Here is a 19,111-nt window from a genome sequence, read left to right as displayed (position 1 = left end):
GTTACTTATCAGTCGAGAATGCGGCGAAGCTATCAGCAGCTTGCGGATAGAGTTTCAGAAGCGTTTGCTCAGGTGTCATCGGACAACGGGTTTCGCTTTCAGAGATGGGCGTAAAGGCTTCGATGGCACGCCGAATGGCAAAGTAAGCGGCAATTCCGTACATGAAGGGTGGTTCGCCAACTGCCTTGCTTCCGAGGGGTCCGCCGGGATTGTCAGCGTTTTCGAGGAATTTAACTTGGATATCGTCAGGGAGAAAGTCCCCATCGGGACATTTATAGGAGGAAAGAGCGTTCGATAGGAGCTTTCCGTCATCGGAAAAGGCGAGTTCTTCTAAGGTCACCCAACCAATCCCTTGTGCGAGTCCCCCTTCGACCTGCCCTAGGTCGACTGACGGTATGATGCCACGGCCCAAATCGTGCACGACTTTAGAACTATTGATCGTATAGGTGCCGCGAATACAGTCTACAGTTACCTCGATCAAACAAGTACCGTAGGTGTAGTAATGAAACGGGCGTCCCCAGCCAGCCACAGGATCGAAACGGATATTAGGTGGCGCGTAGAAGCCGTGAGCCATGAGAGGAACCCGGGCAAAGTATGACTTGAGAACCAAGGTGTCCCAATCGAGGACGCTGGAATCACCCCTAAGGTAGACCCTCTCATCGACAATGGTTATTTCATCAGCTTCGCATTTCATCTCTTCGCTGGCGACTCGCTTCATGCCGGCAAGGATTTCTTGGCACGCTATAATGGTTGCATTTCCATTCAGGTCGCTTGTCGCGCTTGCGGCGCTGGGTGAGATATTGGCGATGCGCGAGGTGTTCGTACTGTTACATCGAATACGTCTATGCGATACGCCGAGTACCTTGCAACAAATAGCGATCATGTTTGAGCTCACCCCTTGGCCCATTTCGATCCCTCCGGTAGCGACGCTTATCGTGCCATCGGTATAGATATGCACGAGACTGCTGCCTTGGTTGAGGAACGTTTTGGTGAAACTGATCCCAAAACAAACCGGCATCAACGCGAGCCCCTTCTTGAAGATCTTGTTTTCCGAGTTGAAGGTCTCGATGTGTTCTTGCCGCTGCTCCAGGTCGAAGGTGTCCTTTGCCTCTTCCCAAGTTCGGTGTAAGCGATCATCTTCTAGCTCTTGGCCGTAGGGGAATACGTATCCGCGGCGAGCCAAGTTTAGCTCTTGTATCCGGTAGGGCGGTACGCCGATTTTTTGAGATGCCTTTTCGATAGCAACCTCCAAGGGAAACATGCCTTGCGGTCCTCCGAACCCACGAAATGCAGTATTGGAAGGGAGGTTGGTGCGGCACGGCACGGCACGAATGCGAACATTCGGAATGTCGTACGCATTGGTGGAGTGGAGGCAGGTGCGTTCCAGTACCGGATTGGAAAGGTCCATAAAAGCCCCCGAATTTTGGTAGTGGCTCACTTCGTAGGCGAGGATGCGACCATCCGTATCCAGACCTAACTTGTAGTCCTGCTTGTATGGGTGACGTTTGCCGGTCATGCGCATGTCATCGCCTCGGCTGAGTACCAATTGGGTCGGCTTGTGAAGCAGGTAAGCTGCGAGCGATGCCATGCAGGCCCAATGAGTCGCCTGGTCTTCCTTGCCCCCGAAACCGCCGCCTAGGCGTTTCACATCCACTTCTACCTTGTTCATCGGTAGTCCCAAAATCCGAGCAATTGTCTTTTGGGTAGCGGATGGGCTTTGAGTCGAGGAGTACACTTTGATCTGCCCGTCTTCGCAAGGGACGGCCCGAGCACGGTTGGTTTCGAGATAGAGGTGTTCCTGGCCCGCAAGGTCGATGCTGCCCTCCACGAGTGTATCGCAGGTTTCCCATATCGGATCGACGTTTCCTTTCTCGAAAACGCGGAGCTCTTGATGCGTTTCACCCTTGGCGAAGGCTTCGCGTGGACACGTTATCACGGGAAGTTCCTCGATCTCAACGGAACATGCTGCAACGCCTTTGCGGGCATTTTCATAGGAATTCGCCACAACGAGGGCGATGGCTTGCCCTTGAAAAAAGACCTTTTCGTCAGCGAAGAGAGGCTCGTCCTGCACGATAGCTCCGAAGTAGCCTTCTCCAGGTATGTCGGAAAAAGTGAATACGGCGCTAACCCCTTCAATGAGGAGAGCTGCGGCGGTGTCGAGGGTTTTGATGTTACCATGAGCAACGGGTGAACCAAACACAGCCGCATGCTGCATGCCGGCAGGCGGGGTAACATCGTCCACGTACTCCGAGCGACCCATGACGTGAAGTTCGCTATCGCAGTGTCGCATACAATGCCTCCTGGTCTCGCTTTTCGGGAAACAATCCGGTGAATTGTGAAGCCAAAAGCTGTCTGGCGAGTAGTCGCTTGTAGCTAGCCGAACCCCTCACGTCACTGATTGGGTTAAATTCGCTTTGAGCTATTTCAAGACATTTGGATACGGTCTCAACTGTCAGTTCTTTTCCTGATAGGAAGTCGGAGGCTTTTTGCAAAAAAAGCGGAGTAGCGGCGACGCCACCTACCGCTAGGCAAGCACGCGCGATGAAGCTGTTTTTGACTTCGAACTTCGAAGCGGCGTTCACAGTGGCGATGTCGAGTATCTTTCGTTTGGATACTTTTTCCCAATGTACGCACTCCCGCTCGGTGGGCTTTGCGAAACGGATCTCGCTGACGACTTCATCTGGCTCCTTAGCGAGCTGCTTGTATCTAAGGTAGAACTTTTTGAGGGGAACAATGCGTAGCCCACTACGGCTTGAAATTGCCAGTTCCGCCTCGAGAGCGAGTAGCAGGCAAGTCATGTCTGCAATCGGCGATGCGTTGCAAATGTTTCCGGCCAAAGTAGCCCGGGTTCGGACAGGCCAACTCGCCATCAGATCGTTGAAGTCTGAGATGTTTGGAATAGCCTCCTTGATAAGCGGATCCCGAGCAAAAGCCTCGAACGTCATACCTGCGTCCAAACGGACGACCCCGTCTTTCTCTTGGGCGGCTTCGATTTTTTGGCGGTTGAGCAATCGAGGATTGGTATCTGGAAGTTCTTCGCCTTTTTGTACGAACAGATCGGTTCCTCCCGCAACGATAGGTCCGGTATACTCAGTCGAGATGTTTTGGGGTTTGGTGGACGATTGGATAGACGCCAATTGATCTGCGGCTGCGCGAAAGTAATGCGGTATTGCATTAAGGTCGGCAAGAGCCTCGATTCTCGGTTTGCCCTCCAACTTTTTTCGCAGGTTTTCGAATACCTGCTCACCTGCGTTTTTGATGGACCGGTAACCAGTGCAGCGGCAGAGGTTTCCCGAAGTCGCGAAGTCGTGACCCTTGCTGTCCATCGAGATAGTCGGATCCATCAATCCGGCCGTCATAGCGACGACAAAGCCGGGCGTGCAGTACCCGCATTGCGTGCCGCCGCAATCAACCATTGCAGACTGGACCGGTGAAAGCTTGTCCAGATTTAGGCCTTCGATACTGACCAAGTGCTTTCCGTGGAGCTCCCCCATGGGCAGTAGGCAGGATGTCATGGGACGATACTGTATCGACTCTTCTTGTAGTTCACCCACAATTACAGTGCAGGCTCCGCAGTCGCCCTCCTTGCAGCCTTCCTTGGATCCTGTGAGTTGTCGCAGCTTACGAAGAAAATCGAGAGCGACCATGGCAGGAGCTACATCCAGGATAAGGAGCTCGTGATTAAGTAGAAACGTGATCTGCGTAGTCTGGCTCATGCAGGGAATTGAGATTGTTTTCTTGGAGCAGCTGCGCGGCGATGCTGACTGCTATCTCCTCTGGTGTATCGCTGCCGATGGCGAGTCCCACGGGAGCTCTCAGACTTGCGATCTGCTCTTCACTCAAACCCGTTTCAGAAAGTTCGCGTCTGACTTTCGCTAGTTTCTGAGGACTGCCCATCAATCCAAGAAAAGCGGGACGGTAGGGCAATATTTCGCATAGTGCTTCCACATCGGTGGTGTAGGAGTGGGTCATCACCACGACCGCCGTGAGCTCCCAGTGCCGAAGCGTTCTGCAGCAGCCGCTGGCTGAAGACGGGATCACGGTATGGACGTTTCCAATACGATCGTTACAGGGCAAATCATTGCGTGGGTCGGTTAAGGTGACGTGATATCCCAGTAAGACCATCTGAGTGGCCAGCGCGCGACCGCAATGGCCAGCTCCGAAAATAGCAATGCGTCGCGGATTCACCGTGCTCAGTTGATATATCCAGTCATTTCCGAACTCAGTTAGCCGGCTTGACGAACCACTTAAGGTGGAGGATGACGACTTCAGCGTGAAGCTGGAGGGAGACAATTCGATCATTGCGTCTTCCTCGTTTCGTAGTGCGTCCGCAATTCTTGAGACCGTCGCCAGATCCCTTTCTGGATCGAACAAACAAAGGACGTTTATTTGGGAACCGCCGCAAATGAGTCCGGATGCGTTTTCGGAAGCGGATCGATGGATGATCCGTTGCAAGCGAGTTGGAAAGTCTTTTTGGCGAAGTGCTTTCGTGGCGTTTTGCAAAAGGTTGAGCTCCATGATTCCGCCACCGATCGTGCCAAGTTGGGATCCATCTTCGCGGAGCAACATCCTGGCTTTGGGGGTGCCGGGCGACCCTTTGGAGGAAGTCGCTACGAATGCCATGAATACGCGGCGACGTGCCTGCAGTTCCACCTCTGCCGCTGTCCAAAACCCAATCATGAGATCAGGGGTTCCTTTTCGAAAACGGATTGGCCGTCGATAATGGTGCGGAGTACGAAATTGTCGAATTCGCTGCGGTTTTGAGCTTGTCCGATGGTAGCCAAGAGAAGCTCTTCCGCTGTGCCGCACTTAGCGTCAGAAGGCGGAGCAATGCACTCGATGAAGTCAAAGGACTTGCCGGTGGCGAAATTTCCCTTGTGGTCTGCATGGCCTAGGATTTGCGCCCCGGCTAGGGTAGAGCGATAGAGCGCCTTGCAGTAAGTCGCAGCGAATACGCCTTCATCTCGATTTTGAGAGACGAAGGAGGACATGACATCAAACATGGAAAGGTAAGGGCCGCCCCCGATATCCGAGGCGAGCGCCCAGCGAATTCCGCGTTCTTCGACTTGCTCAAAATTAAACAATCCGGAGCCTAAGCCGTCGTCGTCAACCGGTGCGTTGGAGCTAGGGCAAGACGCTATTGCTGTGTCGGATCTCGCAAGTAACTCCAGCTCAGTTTCCTCGAGGTGGATGGCGTGCCCCATGACAGTTCGAGGGCCCAGTACCCCGCAGCGCTCATAGATCTCAGTGTAGGTTTCCACGTCTTCGAAACCGGCAATATCGCTGTAGATTCCGAGGACCCATTCGATTTCCGCTCGGGTTTCGTCGAGATGGGTCTGTTGGAAGAGCCCGTTCTTGTTTGCTAGCTTAGCTGTTTCCTTCATCACCTCCGGATGAGTGGTCGGAGCAAAACGCGGTGAAACGCAATAACGGTCCCCGTAGGTCTCAACTCCATACCGAGCAGCCGCGATAGCTTCTCGTTTCCGCTGCCGCAGGAAGTCCGGGCAGTTCATGGTCATCATGGCCCCACCGATACGGAAGCACGGCGGGGCGTACTTCATGGCTGCGTCTAGGGCCGTATCGTGGATGGAGCTGTAGCAGAGACCTCCGGCCGTACCAGTGCCTAGAATACGTGACCAAAATGCTTTTGCCTTGTTTTCGGCATACGCTGGGTCTTCGAATCTAGCTTCTTCAGGGAACGTGTAACGCTCGAGCCACTCGAGGAGCGATGCCTTAGGCATTTGGCGGACGTCGTCCTGAACCCAGTGGAAATGCGTGTCGTAGAAAGGTGGCAAAAGCGTCCCTTCGCAGCTCGGGATTTCTTTGAGATTCCAGCCGTAGCTCGTGGCGATGTCCTTAGCGGGCCCGATCGCATCTACGAGCCATTCGCCGCCGTGAAATCGCCCCACGAGTAAGGCATCTTGGTACAGCTGGCAGTCCGTGTCGCTCATCGGATTAAGGAGGCGACCGCGGACAGCTTTGAGCTTGGTGGACGAATTGGGTGCGAACAGTTTCAAATCAGAAGGTCTAGGTCCATGAGCGTATTCAGCGCCAAGTTTTGAAGTTATCGCTAATTGAGCCAGAGTCCCTCCATTTTTGGGTCGCGACGCAATTGCGCGTGGTGTAGATTTCAAACCCACGACTCGAAATGTGGTGCGATGTCTGCTATGCGATTCTTCATGCCAACGTACGTCGTTGGGCGAGGGAAAATTCAGTTATGCCATTTGTAAGACTTTCAGGAAAAATATCAGGTGCAGGAGACCCGAATCGCGAGGTTCGCGCGCGGATGCTCTACAAGCTTTTTGCCAACGGCTGGGATATCTACAATTCCAATGGCGACCAAAACATAACGCTCTCGAACATAGAACGTAAGATTGTCGAGTCAGACGCGTTCGTCTTCATGCCAGGGGCAACGCTAGAGGACTTGTTCAAGGCTGTGTCCATATTTGTTGGATACCAGACGCTAGACGAAAATCTATTCGGCAAAGCCACCGTAATTTTAAACTCCGACAAGACTTGGAACTCGCTGTTCGAACTACTCGACAGCCTTCACGCACTTGGCACTATTCGACAGGATTACCGCGATTTCCTCCTGAATGTTGAAACGACTGACGATGTTCTCGCGTCGCTGGCACGGGTGACCAAGGAGGGACTGCCAGACGTGGGCCGCAATAAGATAATGGAGTGCGACACGGACTCATTCGAGTTTCCGTTTGCGGGCGATCTCAAGGGTCGGGTTTGTGTCTTTTGCTCTGCAAGCATCGAGGATCCTTCGTATTTGGATGAAGGATACCAGCTCGGTAAACTTCTGGCGGACAGTGGTTATGGCTGTGTGTCCGGAGCGGGCACTACAGGCGTGATGGGCGCCGTGGTAAGAGGGTCCGTGGACGCCGGAGGCTGGACCGGCGGCTCGAACGTGCCGCATATCATCGAGTTGGAAGGATTGCCCGATGGGATGACTAGCTTTTGGCTTAGGCCTGACATCTACACGCGCATGGAGGCTATGATCGAAAATTCCGATGCGTTTGTCATATTTCCCGGTGGAGCAGGAACTGTACAGGAGATGCTGGCCCTCCTCATCTTCAAGCAGATGGGGCACTCGCTCATGCGTGGTAAGGAGGTGCTAATCTACAACAAGCCTTTGCCGGAGGGGGGAGGATTTTGGGACCACCTAATTAAGGTGCTCAAGCCGTGGGAGGGATTAGGCTACTTTTCCGTTGCCAACAGCTTAAAGGAGGTAATGGATGCAGTTGCGCAACCGACACTTGAAGCGCAGTAGGCCGATGGCCGATTTTTGCGAGTCGCTTATAGACTGACTGGGAAATTGAATGTATCCATTATGCAGGTACGTAGCTAAGCTAGCTCCCAAGGTGGAAGTAGAAGCGGGTGCCAGCCCCTTCGGTCGACTCAATCCATATTTCCCCATTGTGAGCCTCTACGATTTTCTTGCAAATCGACAGCCCTAAACCGGAACCTTTCTTGTCGCTCGCCCCTGTGAGACGTTCGAAAGGAAGGAAGATTCGAGTCGAATCGCTTTCGTCGATGCCGATACCATTGTCTTCTACGCAGATGACGGTATAGTCCTCCTCGATGCAGCTGCTGACCCGCACATGCGGAGGAACGTCGTCCCTGCCGTACTTCAAGCCGTTAGCAATTAGATTTTGCATCACATGGTAGACGAGTCCGGCATCACCTCGAATAGGGAGCACCTCACTCGCCTCAACGGTACCCTTTGTCTCCGAAATCAGTTTGCTGAGGTTGGAGCAGACATCTTTGACGATGGTATTGATATCGAGTTCTTTACGTTCGATAGATTTTCTCCCGAGACTCGAGAGTTTCTGCAAGTCGCGAACTAACACGATCGAACGTTGAGCGCTCTTCTTTAGAAGATCCAAGCACTCAAGGGCTTCTTCGGTGATCTTGCCCTTCGATAGTTCCAACTCTATCAACTGGGAAAAGCCGTGGATGGCGTCGAGCGGCGAGACCAAGTCGTGAGCCGCCATACTGCCGAAATACTGCAAATCTGCCAAACTGTCCTCTAGCTTGCGTTTCTGGGACCATCTCTCCAAGGCGTAGCGTATACTACGCAAAAGCGTGCGAGGGGTGATTTCCTCCTTACTCAGGAAGTCCATCGCCCCTAACTTCAGCGCCTCCTCACCAAGGTTTAGGTCAACGATTGCGGTCAACACCATGACAGGGGTAGATGAGCAGGACTGAAGAAAAAGACTAAGCGTGTCGAGACCTACCGTTTCAGGTAGCCCTAGGTCCAAAATTACGAGACTGAGCTTCTGTGACTTGGCGATGGCGATCGCATCGGTCAGAGTCTCGGCACGGGAGATACTTGCCGCGCTATAGTTCCGAGCGGAAAGCATGAAGAGCTCCGCATGGTCGTCGTCGTCCTCGACCAGCAGGATCTTAACCTTGGAGGGGGGGAGCTTGTCTTTTTGGAAATGGCTAATTTCTACCATGCTTTGGAACGTATAGGAAGGCGCCGAATTTTGGCCTATGATTGGATCCACGGTCTAGTGCTAGCTCGGCCCAACGGCATAGAATTTGCGGAAATGAGTATTTGGCAAGTACGGGCGGCGCCTTTGTTGATGAATTCTTGGCAACGATTTCAGCAAAAGTCCGCCTCGGCTTGCGGTCGCATATTGAGCGGTATGTATTGCTGGCGTGTCCTTATCAGAACAATTGCGTAGTCGCCGTCTTGAAATCGTGGTGACGTTTATCGTTGTGGCATGCGTCTTCCTGATCACTTCGCTACTTCCGGCCGGCTTCGTCGAACGCCTTTTTGCCGCAGATTACATGCCGCACGGGCATTGCTACCTTTGGGAGCCAAGCATTCTCTGGCTCCACGTGGGCTCAGACGCTTTGGTTGCCCTGAGCTATTTCACGATTCCGCTCTGCATTGTCTTACTTGTTCGCAGGCGCAGAGGGTTGCGGTTCAGGGGGGTATTCTGGCTCTTCAGCTTGTTCATCCTATTCTGCGGGCTCACCCACGTCCTAGAAATTTACAGTGTGTGGTATGGGGCCTATCGGCTCACCGGCACCATGAAACTGGCTACTGCGATCGTCTCAGTCGCGACTGCTATCTATCTGGTTCGGTCGCTGCCGACGTTGATAACGCTCCCGTTGAAAGAGGATTTCCAAGAAGTGGAGTTCAAGCTCAGGGAGCGAAATACGCTGTTTCAAGCGATATTAAGCGATGGGTTAGAGGCATTTGTAGTTTTAAAACCGATACAAAAAGTCGGGGCGTCCGATATATCTTTCGTAGTCGAGGAATTCAACGAATTGGCGGCCAAGGAAATGTCTGGCAAGAACAAGATTCTTGCTGGTCTGAACATCGAACAGGCGTTCCCTTCTGCAGGGCAGTTTGGATTGGTAAAGCTTTTGAAGGGGTGCTTGGAGAGCAAGAGGCCGCACCACTCCGAATACGAGCTGCGGGAAAAGGGCGCTATTGACCGAAGGTGGATAAGCGTCAAGATAATCCCAACTGGCTCGCAATTAGCCCTCTTCCTGATGGATGTATCCAAGGATCGCCTAACGGAAAAGCGATTCCAGCAAACCTTAGAGGAAAGTGTTTCCGCGGCGCTTACGCAGCGCGATATCAGCGCCGCGCGAGCGGAGGCGGCAATGTCCGCTGCAGCTCACGGAATATTGGTGGTAGATAGTTCAGGTGGCATCGTCCAGTGCAACGAGCAATTGTTGCAATTTTTTGGATACACAAAGGAAGAACTCATCGGAAAACCTGTTGAAACGCTTGTACCGATGGGAGCGAGAGACAGGCACGAGGCGCATATGGACTCGTTCAATAATAGGCCAAGTCGACGAGCTATGGGAGGTGCTATCAAGAGTCTATCTGGGCTCAGAAAGGACGGCACCACATTTCCCGTCGAAATCGGCCTGAACCCTTTCGAGACTCCAGAAGGTAAATTCGTCTGTGCCTCCGTCGTCGACATCACTGACAGACTAGAAGCTCGAGCAGCCTTACGGGAGAGCGAACTTCTTTTGCAGCAGGCGACTTCGGGCGGTAATGTCGGAATCTGGCACTGGTTCGATATCACTGAAGACAAGCTGTACTGGAGTCCAAAAATGTATGAACTCTTGGGGTTCGCTCCAGAGGAGCTCGACGCGTCATACGAAAATTTCAAAAGCCTGCTTCACCCAGACGACCTCAAGCCAACGCTTGAGGCCTTGAAGAACTGCTTCGGAGATAAATCCCATTTTACCCAAGATCAACGCTTGCTTACGAAGAAAAGAGGCTACCGTTGGTTCTATTCGGCCGGTCAGCTTGTCGAGGACGAAAGTACCGGAAAGACCAAGATGGTAGGCTCTATCATGGACATTCAAAAGCGCAAGGACCACGAGCAGGAGGTCGAGCGGATAAATGAAAGCCTGGCCGTTAAAAATCAGGAGATGGAGCAAATGACATACGCAGTTTCTCACGACCTGAAAGCCCCCTTAGTATCAATTCTAGGTCTATCTAACCTTTTGCGTATCGGTGAGTTCAAAATGGATGAGGACGCCAACGGTTTACTCAACCGAATAGAAAAAGCTGCCGGCCACATGCAGACGCTAATCAATGACATGCTTGAAATGAGCAAGGTCGGTAGCCTGGACGGAGAGCACGAGGAAGTCCAAACCCTAGAGGTATTAGGAGAGGTTCGAGAGCTATTCGAAGCAGACATCAAAAGCAGCCGATGCGACCTTCGCATCGACATTGGCATTCCCCCTATTTGGACACGCCCCATTCTGCTTCGTCAAGCGGTGCAAAACCTGCTCGCGAACGCCTTGAAATACGGCTGTACATCGGAACATCCGATCATCGAAGTTTTTTCTCGGAGAAACGAAAAGCAGATTGACTTAATCGTTCAGGACAATGGAAACGGGATTCCAGAAGCTAACAGAGCAGATGTGTTCAAACTCTTTCGAAGACTGAATCTATCAGTGGAAGGAAGCGGGCTCGGACTCGCTATCGTAGCAAAGATCATGGGCACATTGAAAGGGCGAGCTTTCGTAGAGGAACACGATGGTCCTGGAGCCCGTTTTGTATTGAGATTTCCTTTACGAGAAGTTAGCGAAGGTTTCAGTAATGAGCGGGTAGTTGAAGAAGGGCCTCGCCTGGTATTCTCCGACGAGGTGTCGCCATCTCAAGCCAATGTGTCTGAAGTGAACTTGAGTGATCACTTTAAAAAGTTCGTTTACGCAACCGCACACGACTTCAACGCTCCTTTGATAACGATTAAAGGACATCTTAGTTTCTTGCTTCAACATGGTGCGGATGGCCTCAGTGAAGACTTCAGGAAACTAGTCGAACAGAGCTCCAAGGCGGCAAACCGAATGACTGAGTATCTCGAGGCACTCGTAAATTACGGCGAGGCAATCCTTGACGACAGGCAACGCGAGAAGGAGAAGCTAGACCTCGGTACGCTGGTGGAGCAAACGTTGAAGGAATGGCGGAAAACTGGGGTTATCGGTAACGTATCCTTAATACGATCGCAGCTGCCTGAAATAGACGCTATTGATAAAGGGCTCATCAAGACGCTCTTCGAAAACCTTTTGGACAACGCGATACGTTTCGCCTCCGAGAGTGATACTCCCGAGGTAGAGCTTGCGGCAAATGAGACCGCAACCCACTGGACCTTCAGCATTCAAGACAACGGGCCTGGACTCGCTTCGTCAGACGCTCTTTCAGCGTTTGCGCCTTTTGGTCGGCTTGGATTACAGGAGGTGAGCAAGGCAGGAATTGGCCTAGCCACTTGCAAAATGATTGTTGAACTGCATGGAGGCCAGATATGGATTGATCCCGATTACCAGAAGGGAGCAATGATACACTTCACCATTAGAAAAGGCTAGTTATGTAATGAACCAGATCGTCAAATCCGTCATTCTGGTCGATGATAATCCTGACGACCTCTTTACTAACAAATTGGTTGTGAAAAAGTCCGAGCTTAAGCTTGAACCGCTGCCGTTCAGTAATCCCGTATCCGCTCTGAGCTTCCTGGCGAAGAACCCGTCGCGCGGGTTTCGTATCATATTATTGGATATTAATATGCCGTATTTAGACGGGTTCGCTTTTCTGGAACGTTACGAACAAACCTGCGCTAGCCAAAACCGGAATGACCGCATCGTGATGCTTACGACTTCGATGCATAGCGAGGATCGGAAGCGGGCGAATGCTATTCCACTCGTCCGGCAGTATCTGAGGAAGCCCCTAACAGTCGGGGTGTTCAATGATCTCGTTGCCGCTCTGGAGTCTAGATCAGCTCCCCAAAAGGAGAGCTAACCCTCAGCCTTTTTTCGGGCAGGCGCTCGCCGCTTCTTTTTCTTCTGACCGATGTTCAGATAGGTCTTAGTCTGAAGCTGTTGCTCGTAAAGCTCCATGAAGCGAACGCCGTCGCGAGGGCGGACGATGTCTTCCTTTGTCGCCTTGTCGATCTGCCGTTTGAGATTCTGGCAGAGCCCTTCGGCCGAATACTGAACGCCTTCCAAAACATCCTTCATGCGGAAACCCTTGATCGTATCTTCGATGTAGAATCCATCATCCTCGTCCTCGTCCAAGAAGACGTGCACTTCGTTGACACGACCGAAGAGATTGTGGTTGTCGCCCATTATGTCTTGGTAGGCGCCGACCAGAAAGATGCCTAAATAGTAGGGGTCCCCCTTCTTGAGCGGGTGTAGGGGCAAGTACTGCTTTTCGTCTTCTAAATCGATAAACTTGGAAACCTTGCCATCGCTGTCACAAGTGATGTCGACGAGGATTGCGTTTACGCTCGGGCGCTCGTTCAAGCGCGCGATGGGTGTGATCGGGAAGAGTTGGTCCAGAGCCCAGTGGTCGAGGAGGGATTGGAATACCGAGAAATTACAGACGTACTGGTCAGACAGAAGCTCTGAGAGCCCGATCAATTCCTCTGGCTGGTATCCGCGAGTAGAATACACTTTTCTCTCTAGGCGATCGCAAATTTGCCAGAAGAGCGATTCCGCCTGCGCCCGGCCCACGAGGTCGAGGTAACCGTGCGAAAAGAGCGAGTCCGCTTCTTCCTTTTTCTGGAGCGCGTCGTGATAAATTTCGAGAGCGCCGTACTTCGTGCGGCCGTTGAGCATCTCGTGGAGGTCGGCCACGACTTGGTCCTTGATATCGTCCTTTAGTACCTTGAGGAGGGACTCGCGCTTGGAAATACGGCCAAAGACTTCCGTGATCAGGATACTATGCGGCGCCACGATTGCTCTTCCGCTTTCGGTCGTAAGATCAGGGCAGGGCACCTTCATTTTCACGCAAATCTGTTTCACGTTGTACACCACGTCGCGGGCGTATTCTTCGAGCGTGTAATTGGTGGAGCTTTCGTAGTTCGAGCGGGAGCCGTCGTAGTCGATACCGAGTCCGCCTCCCACGTCCAAGCTGCCCATGGGGAAGCCCATTTTCTTGAGCTGGCAATAGTAGCGAGTCGCTTCGACCACTGCGTTTTTGAGAGTGATGATGTTTGGCACCTGAGAGCCGATGTGGAAATGCAGCAGCCGCAGGCTTTCTTTCAGCTCGGCCTTCTCCAGCATTCGTGCGGCTTCTAGCATTTCCATCGAGGTAAGGCCAAACTTAGCGTTGTCTCCGGTCGATGTCGCCCACTTACCTTCGCCGCGGGTCCCCAGCTTCGCTCGCAGGCCGACGAGGGGCTCCACGCTCAGTTCTTTGGAAACCTTGATGATGAGCTCTACCTCGCTGAGTTGCTCCGCGACGATGATGATCTCCTTGCCGATTTTTCGGTAGTTCAAGGCGAGCCGGATGTAGTCCTCGTCCTTGTAGCCATTGCAAATCAGAAGCCCGGTCGATTCCAAGTGCATCGCCATCGCAATCATGAGCTCAGGCTTACTGCCGGCCTCCAATCCGTAGCCGTGCGGCTCTCCGGCATCTCGAATCTCTTCGATCACCTCGCGCAACTGGTTGACCTTGATCGGGAAGACGCCGCGGTAGCGACCTGCATAATTTTCCTCTGCGATCGAGTCGGCGAACGCTTTATTGAGGCGTTGCACGCGGTTGCGTAGCAAGTCCTGGAAACGGATAACCATGGGGGCTTTTATTCCCTTAGTGGCGGCTTCCTTGATGACGTCGTCGATCCTTACCGATCGTTCGTCTGCCCCCGGGTGGGCGCAGACAAAGCCTTCCTTATCCACGGAAAAGTAGGGCGTACCCCATCGGTTAAAGCCATAAAGACGCTCTGCTTCAGAGGTCGTCCATCGCGATTTCGGGCTGTTGCTCAAGGGTGGTATAGCGTTCAGGTTGGGCTTGCTTTTTGAAAAGCCGCTAGCTTGAGTACGCGCCTTTCAATTTCAAGAACCCTTTTAGCGTTTAAATTCCCACATCTGTAATGGATCTTTCTACAATCGTTTTGGCCCAAGAAGCCGCTCCACAAGGAGGCATCATGAGCTTCCTCCCATTCATTGTCATCTTTGCTGCGATGTACTTTCTGATCATCGCTCCGCAACGCAAAAAGCAGAAGCAGCACCAGAAGATGATTACTGAGCTCAAGAGCGGAGCAGAGGTCGTGACCAGCGGTGGCATCTATGGAACGATTACCAACGTCAAGGACGACCGCTTCATCCTCAAGGTTGCTGAGAATACGAAGATCGAAGTCTCCAAGGCTGCCGTCGCGTCGGTTGTCACCGCAGCCGAATAGAGCGAAAAGCCTTCCCAGTAGTTTCAAAACACGAGCCACGCCCCGACCGGCGTGGCATCTGTATTATTATTAGATAGTTCTAACCCTCAAGTATCCCGATGTCCGGAAAGTATTTTTGGAAGCTGGCACTCACTGCGGTAATCGTCGCGTTTTGCCTTTCTTACCTAGTCCCCATGTCCGACCAGGACTTTGCCGAGCACGTCACCGAGCGTTCCGGCGATCCTGAGTTCGCAGCTCTCGTGGAGCGTGCTAAAACTGTTTCCGAGGAGAGCCAAGGCTCCGATCGTGCGCTCAGCGTGTATATGGCCCTCAAGTCCATCGCGAACGAGGAACGCATAGACATCAGCCAATATTTCGAAGGCCTAGAGCTCGAATCGAGCCTACGCAACGTCGAGAAACGCAATAATATCTTGTTGCCGGAACTTCTCGAAGACTCGAAGGCAAACCTCAAGAAGGGCCTCGATATCCAAGGTGGCATCTCTGTCACGTTCGAGGTCGATCCAGTAGCTTTGGCCGAAGTTCCCGCTGCCCAGCGTAACGAAAAACTGGCCGATGCCATCAACATCATCGAGCGCCGTGTCAACACTTACGGCGTCAGCGAGCCTATCGTTCGCCCTGTGGGTGAGAACCGCATCGAAGTGCAGATCGCAGGTGTCAATACGAAGGACAATCCGGACATCATCGAGACCATCAAAGCTCCCGCTCGCCTAGAGTTCCGCGAAGTGCATCCCAATGCCGATCCTCGCACCGACCCTCGCCCGACCGGCTACATCGAAATGGAAGAAGTCGACGACAACGGCGACCAAGAAATCGTCCGTCGCTACTACGTGAAGCGCCTTCCAGCTCTAACCGGCAAATACGTTTCCGACGCTTTTCCGCGAACTAATCAAGTGGGCGGCCTCGAAGTTATCCTGCAGTTCAACGACGAAGGAGCTGAGCTTTTTGCTGACGTTACCGAACGCCTCGGAGCTATTACCGAGCGCGGCATCCAAACCCGATCGGGCGAAGTTGGCCTGCTCGCTATCGTGCTTGACGGTCAACTTCAATCTGCACCTCGCGTAGGTGAACGCATCGCAGGTGGCAGCGCCCAGATCACGGGCAACTACACCCAACGCGAGGCTATCAACCTCGCAAACACGCTCAACAATCCGCTCGAGTTGCCGCTCGAAGTTGTGGAAATGTACGAGGTCGGTCCTTCCATGGCGAAGGACTCCATCGACTCCGGCGTCAAGGCTTCCATAATCGGTGTCACTGCCGTGTCTGCCTTCATGATCGCGTATTTCATGATTGGAGGCGTCGTTGCCCTAATCTCGGTTATCTTCAATGTCGTAATCGTGCTCGGCGTGCTCGCCAGCTACAATGCCACCCTCACGCTTCCGGGTATCGCTGGTATAGTTCTCACCGTCGGTATGGCTGTGGATGCCAACATCCTTATTTTCGAGCGTATCCGCGAGGAGCTTCGAGCGGGCAAGTCTCTCAAATCTGCGGTCGAGGGCGGTTTCGACAAGGTGTTCTCCACCATCTTCGACGCGAATGTCACCACCTTGCTGGTATCCTTCGTAATGCTCGGACTGGGGACCGGTCCGGTTAAGGGCTTCGGTCTGACCCTTGCCATCGGTGTGATCACTACGATGTTCTGCGCCTTGGTCGTGACACGACTGATGCTCGAGCTGCTCTTCACTTCCGGTGCCCTCAAGAAGTTCAAGACACTTTCGCTTTTCAATGCTTCTAACATCGACTTCATGAAGTTCCGCAAACCAGCTTTCCTCGCTTCTTGGTGTTTGGTTGCTGTCGGAGTTATCGTCCTCGCGACGAAGTGGGACAACATATGGGGTATCGACTTTACGGGAGGAGACGAAGTGATCATGAGTTTTACTGAACGTCTCGACGAGGCGCAGATCCGCGACGCGCTTGCTGCTGCAGACATTGGCGAAGTCAATCCACTCTACCAAGCTCAACTGGGTGGGGGAGACGAGCTGCTCCGTATCCAGACTGGATTCGAAAAAGGCGTGCCAGCCGTCGAGGCACTGATCAAGGCGTTTCCAGAAGCGGGCTACGAAATGCTAGGAAAGAACGAGATTGGTCCTTCCGTGGGCGCCGAAATCCAAAAGAACGCTTTGCTTTCTATCGCTCTCGCTCTCGGCCTCATCCTGCTGTACATCGCCTTCCGATTCGAGATTGGCTACGGTATTGGCGCTGTGGTAGCGACTATCCACGACATCCTATTGACGATTGGCGTTTTCGTCCTCGTCCCGGGGCACCAGTTCACGGCTCCGATGGTCGCTGCGATCCTTCTTATCGTCGGTTACTCTCTGAACGATACCATCGTTGTTTTCGACCGTATCCGTGAGGAACTTACATTGCGACCGACCAGTAAGCTGCGCGAAGTGATCAACATCGCAATGAACGCTGTCATCACACGTTCCGTGCTCACTAGTATCACGACCTTGCTCGCTTCGGTATCGCTCATGGTTTTCGGTAAGGGCGTCATCAACGATATAGCCTTCACCTTCACCATCGGTATCATCACCGGTACCTTTTCTTCGATCTTCATCGCGAGCCCCGTGTTCTACTTCTACCACAAGGGTGACCGTCGCAGCGTCGAATCGAGCCACGACATCGTGCCGGAATACGATTGGCAGGTTAGCACTAAGGTTGCCTCTAGCGGCACGTCAAAAGACGACTAGTCCTTGGCTATCTGGGAATACAGTCCACCCGCGAGCGATCTATCTAAGGAGTATACTTCGTCACTTAAGGTCGGTCCGACCGTAGCCGAACTGCTTGCTCGGCTCGATTTTTCCGATGTCGAGGAAGCCCGTCACTTTCTCGACCCGCGTCTGGGGGCCATCGATTGTCCGTTTGAGATCCCGAACCTTGAGAAGGCGGCAAAGCGTATTTCCCAGGCGATCGACAATCGACAACGTATAGTCATCTGCGGCGACTACGACGTGGATGGAGTCACCAGCACCGCCCTCATGGTTGCGATCCTGCAGGAGTTCGAGAACTATCCCGCCTACATCGTGCCGCTCCGTTTAGAGGAGGGCTACGGCCTCTCTGAAAAAGCAGTGGAGCGGGCATTGAACAAGGCGAACCAGCCTGACTTATTCATTGCCTTAGACTGCGGAACGAACTCCGTAGAGGCCGTTCAGAGCATTCTCGACGCGGGGTGCGAGGTGATCATCGTAGACCACCATCAGGCGAAAGAGGATCTTCCGGGCGAAGTCACCCTTGTTAATCCGCATGTCAACGACCGCGATAGCGAGAACCATTGCCAGCTATGTACCGTCGGTCTCGTTTTTAAGCTCGCTCATGGAATCTTGAAGCACCGCCGTGGACTCGACGATAAGCGAGCATTCGAGGTAAAACTCCGCAGCTATCTCGATCTCGTATCAATGGGGACGGTTGCTGACATGGTACCTCTCAACAAAGAGAACCGCACTTTCGCGCGTATCGGCTTGCAGGTCCTTGCCAAGACCGAACGCATTGGCCTCAAGAACCTCATGAAGGTATCCGGCGTCGCAGCGCGTCATGGCGTCAACCCGATTGACGTATCTTTCCGCCTCGGACCAAGGATCAACGCGAGCGGGCGCTTGGCCGACGCATCGGTAGCGGTAGAGCTTATCCTGAGCGACGATCCTGCCTTCTGCATGGAGACCTCCCTCCAGCTCGATTCATTCAATCGCGAGCGACAGGAAATCGAGCGGTCCATGACGGAGAGCGCATTGCAGCAAATCAAGTCCGATCGGGCAGAGGGGAGCGGCTTCGTCGTCTACGGAGATGACTGGCACCCTGGTGTCGTCGGTATCGTTGCCAGTCGCGTATCCAAAGCTTTTAACCGTCCAGCAATCGTTCTCGGCCGAGAAGGGGATTTAGCTAAAGGGTCTGGCCGCAGTATCGAGGGCGTAAATCTGGTCGAGGTCCTTGCACCTTTTTCCGACAGATTGGAAAGCTGGGGAGGGCATCCCATGGCAGTGGGCATTTCGCTGAAGAAGGAACGCGTTCCCGAGTTCGCAGCTTTTTTCGACAAGGCACTTGCTGAATACCTTGCGACTCATCAGGTCGAAAAGAAGCTGCAGATCGCATCTTGGCTGCGTCTCGAAGATATCAATACAAAGTTGATGAAGGACTTGTCCTTGTTGGAGCCGTTCGGCCAGGCGAATCCTGAGCCAATTTTCGCGGCGCGGCGCATCCTGTTTGGGTCGAAGCTAACTGTCTTCAAGGATTTTCACTTCCGCTTTACGCTCACCACGAAACATCAGCAAGTCATCTCTGGAGTTGCGTGGAAGATGGCCGATCGTATCCCTCCCGCTAGAACACCCATCGACATAGCCTTCCGCCTCGTCTGGAATACCTTTGGTAACAAGAAAGCGCTGCAGCTCGAGCTGGTCGATTGGCGAGAAAGCTAGTACCGAGAGGACCGACTTGCGCTTGGACAGTGCGGC

General features: G+C 53.1%; 12 protein-coding genes. 6 read left to right on the top strand and 6 right to left on the bottom strand.

Translation table 11 applies throughout. The features are described 5' to 3' along the window. Position 1: 1 nt before the first annotated feature. From QEH53_RS19475 to QEH53_RS19460, 4 genes are read right to left on the bottom strand one after another with little or no spacing between them, the layout of a single operon-like run. Positions 2-2,290, bottom strand: coding sequence for a molybdopterin cofactor-binding domain-containing protein (locus QEH53_RS19475; RefSeq protein ID WP_309024895.1), 2,289 nt, complete (start codon positions 2,288-2,290; stop codon positions 2-4). After that, on the bottom strand, positions 2,274-3,716 hold the full coding sequence (locus QEH53_RS19470) for an FAD binding domain-containing protein (protein WP_309024894.1): 1,443 nt from the start codon (positions 3,714-3,716) through the stop codon (positions 2,274-2,276). Before QEH53_RS19470 ends, QEH53_RS19475 begins: the two co-directional genes overlap by 17 nt. Continuing rightward, positions 3,682-4,680 carry an XdhC family protein gene (locus tag QEH53_RS19465; protein ID WP_309024893.1) on the bottom strand — a complete coding sequence of 333 codons (999 nt, stop codon included), beginning with the start codon at positions 4,678-4,680 and terminating at the stop codon, positions 3,682-3,684. The genes QEH53_RS19470 and QEH53_RS19465 overlap by 35 nt, the downstream gene beginning before the upstream one ends. Continuing rightward, on the bottom strand, positions 4,677-6,017 hold the full coding sequence (locus QEH53_RS19460; RefSeq protein WP_309024892.1) for an amidohydrolase family protein: 1,341 nt from the start codon (positions 6,015-6,017) through the stop codon (positions 4,677-4,679). Before QEH53_RS19460 ends, QEH53_RS19465 begins: the two co-directional genes overlap by 4 nt. Positions 6,018-6,217: 200 nt before the next feature. On the opposite strand from QEH53_RS19460, the gene QEH53_RS19455 reads away from it, so the two are divergent. After that, positions 6,218-7,279 (top strand): LOG family protein, encoded by a 1,062-nt coding sequence (locus tag QEH53_RS19455; protein ID WP_309024891.1) that lies wholly within the window; start codon positions 6,218-6,220, stop codon positions 7,277-7,279. Between the two features lie 79 nt (positions 7,280-7,358). Here QEH53_RS19455 and QEH53_RS19450 read toward each other — a convergent pair whose 3' ends face one another. Continuing rightward, positions 7,359-8,519 (bottom strand): ATP-binding protein, encoded by a 1,161-nt coding sequence (locus QEH53_RS19450; protein WP_309024890.1) that lies wholly within the window; start codon positions 8,517-8,519, stop codon positions 7,359-7,361. A gap of 154 nt (positions 8,520-8,673) precedes the next feature. Between QEH53_RS19450 and QEH53_RS19445 the strand changes: the two genes are divergently transcribed. After that, a complete protein-coding gene (locus tag QEH53_RS19445) occupies positions 8,674-11,856 on the top strand; it encodes an ATP-binding protein (RefSeq protein ID WP_309024889.1) in 3,183 nt (1,060 codons plus the stop codon). A gap of 7 nt (positions 11,857-11,863) precedes the next feature. After that, positions 11,864-12,286, top strand: coding sequence for a response regulator (locus QEH53_RS19440; RefSeq protein ID WP_309024888.1), 423 nt, complete (start codon positions 11,864-11,866; stop codon positions 12,284-12,286). On the opposite strand, the gene speA is transcribed toward QEH53_RS19440, so the two are convergent. After that, positions 12,283-14,253, bottom strand: coding sequence for a biosynthetic arginine decarboxylase (speA, locus tag QEH53_RS19435; protein ID WP_309024887.1), 1,971 nt, complete (start codon positions 14,251-14,253; stop codon positions 12,283-12,285). The genes QEH53_RS19440 and speA overlap by 4 nt on opposite strands. 107 nt (positions 14,254-14,360) lie before the next feature. On the opposite strand from speA, the gene yajC reads away from it, so the two are divergent. From yajC to recJ, 3 genes are all read left to right on the top strand, one after another. After that, positions 14,361-14,669 (top strand): preprotein translocase subunit YajC, encoded by a 309-nt coding sequence (gene yajC / locus QEH53_RS19430; RefSeq protein WP_309024886.1) that lies wholly within the window; start codon positions 14,361-14,363, stop codon positions 14,667-14,669. A 98-nt stretch (positions 14,670-14,767) separates the two neighbouring features. Beyond that, positions 14,768-17,356, top strand: coding sequence for a protein translocase subunit SecD (secD, locus tag QEH53_RS19425; RefSeq protein ID WP_309024885.1), 2,589 nt, complete (start codon positions 14,768-14,770; stop codon positions 17,354-17,356). A gap of 3 nt (positions 17,357-17,359) precedes the next feature. After that, entirely contained in the window at positions 17,360-19,075 is a 1,716-nt protein-coding gene (recJ, locus tag QEH53_RS19420; protein WP_309024884.1) for a single-stranded-DNA-specific exonuclease RecJ, read from the top strand. Positions 19,076-19,111: the final 36 nt, after the last annotated feature.

It is taken from the genome of Pelagicoccus sp. SDUM812002 (assembly GCF_031127835.1).
Taxonomy (GTDB): domain Bacteria; phylum Verrucomicrobiota; class Verrucomicrobiia; order Opitutales; family Opitutaceae; genus Pelagicoccus.
This window is presented reverse-complemented; position numbering and strand designations above follow the sequence as displayed.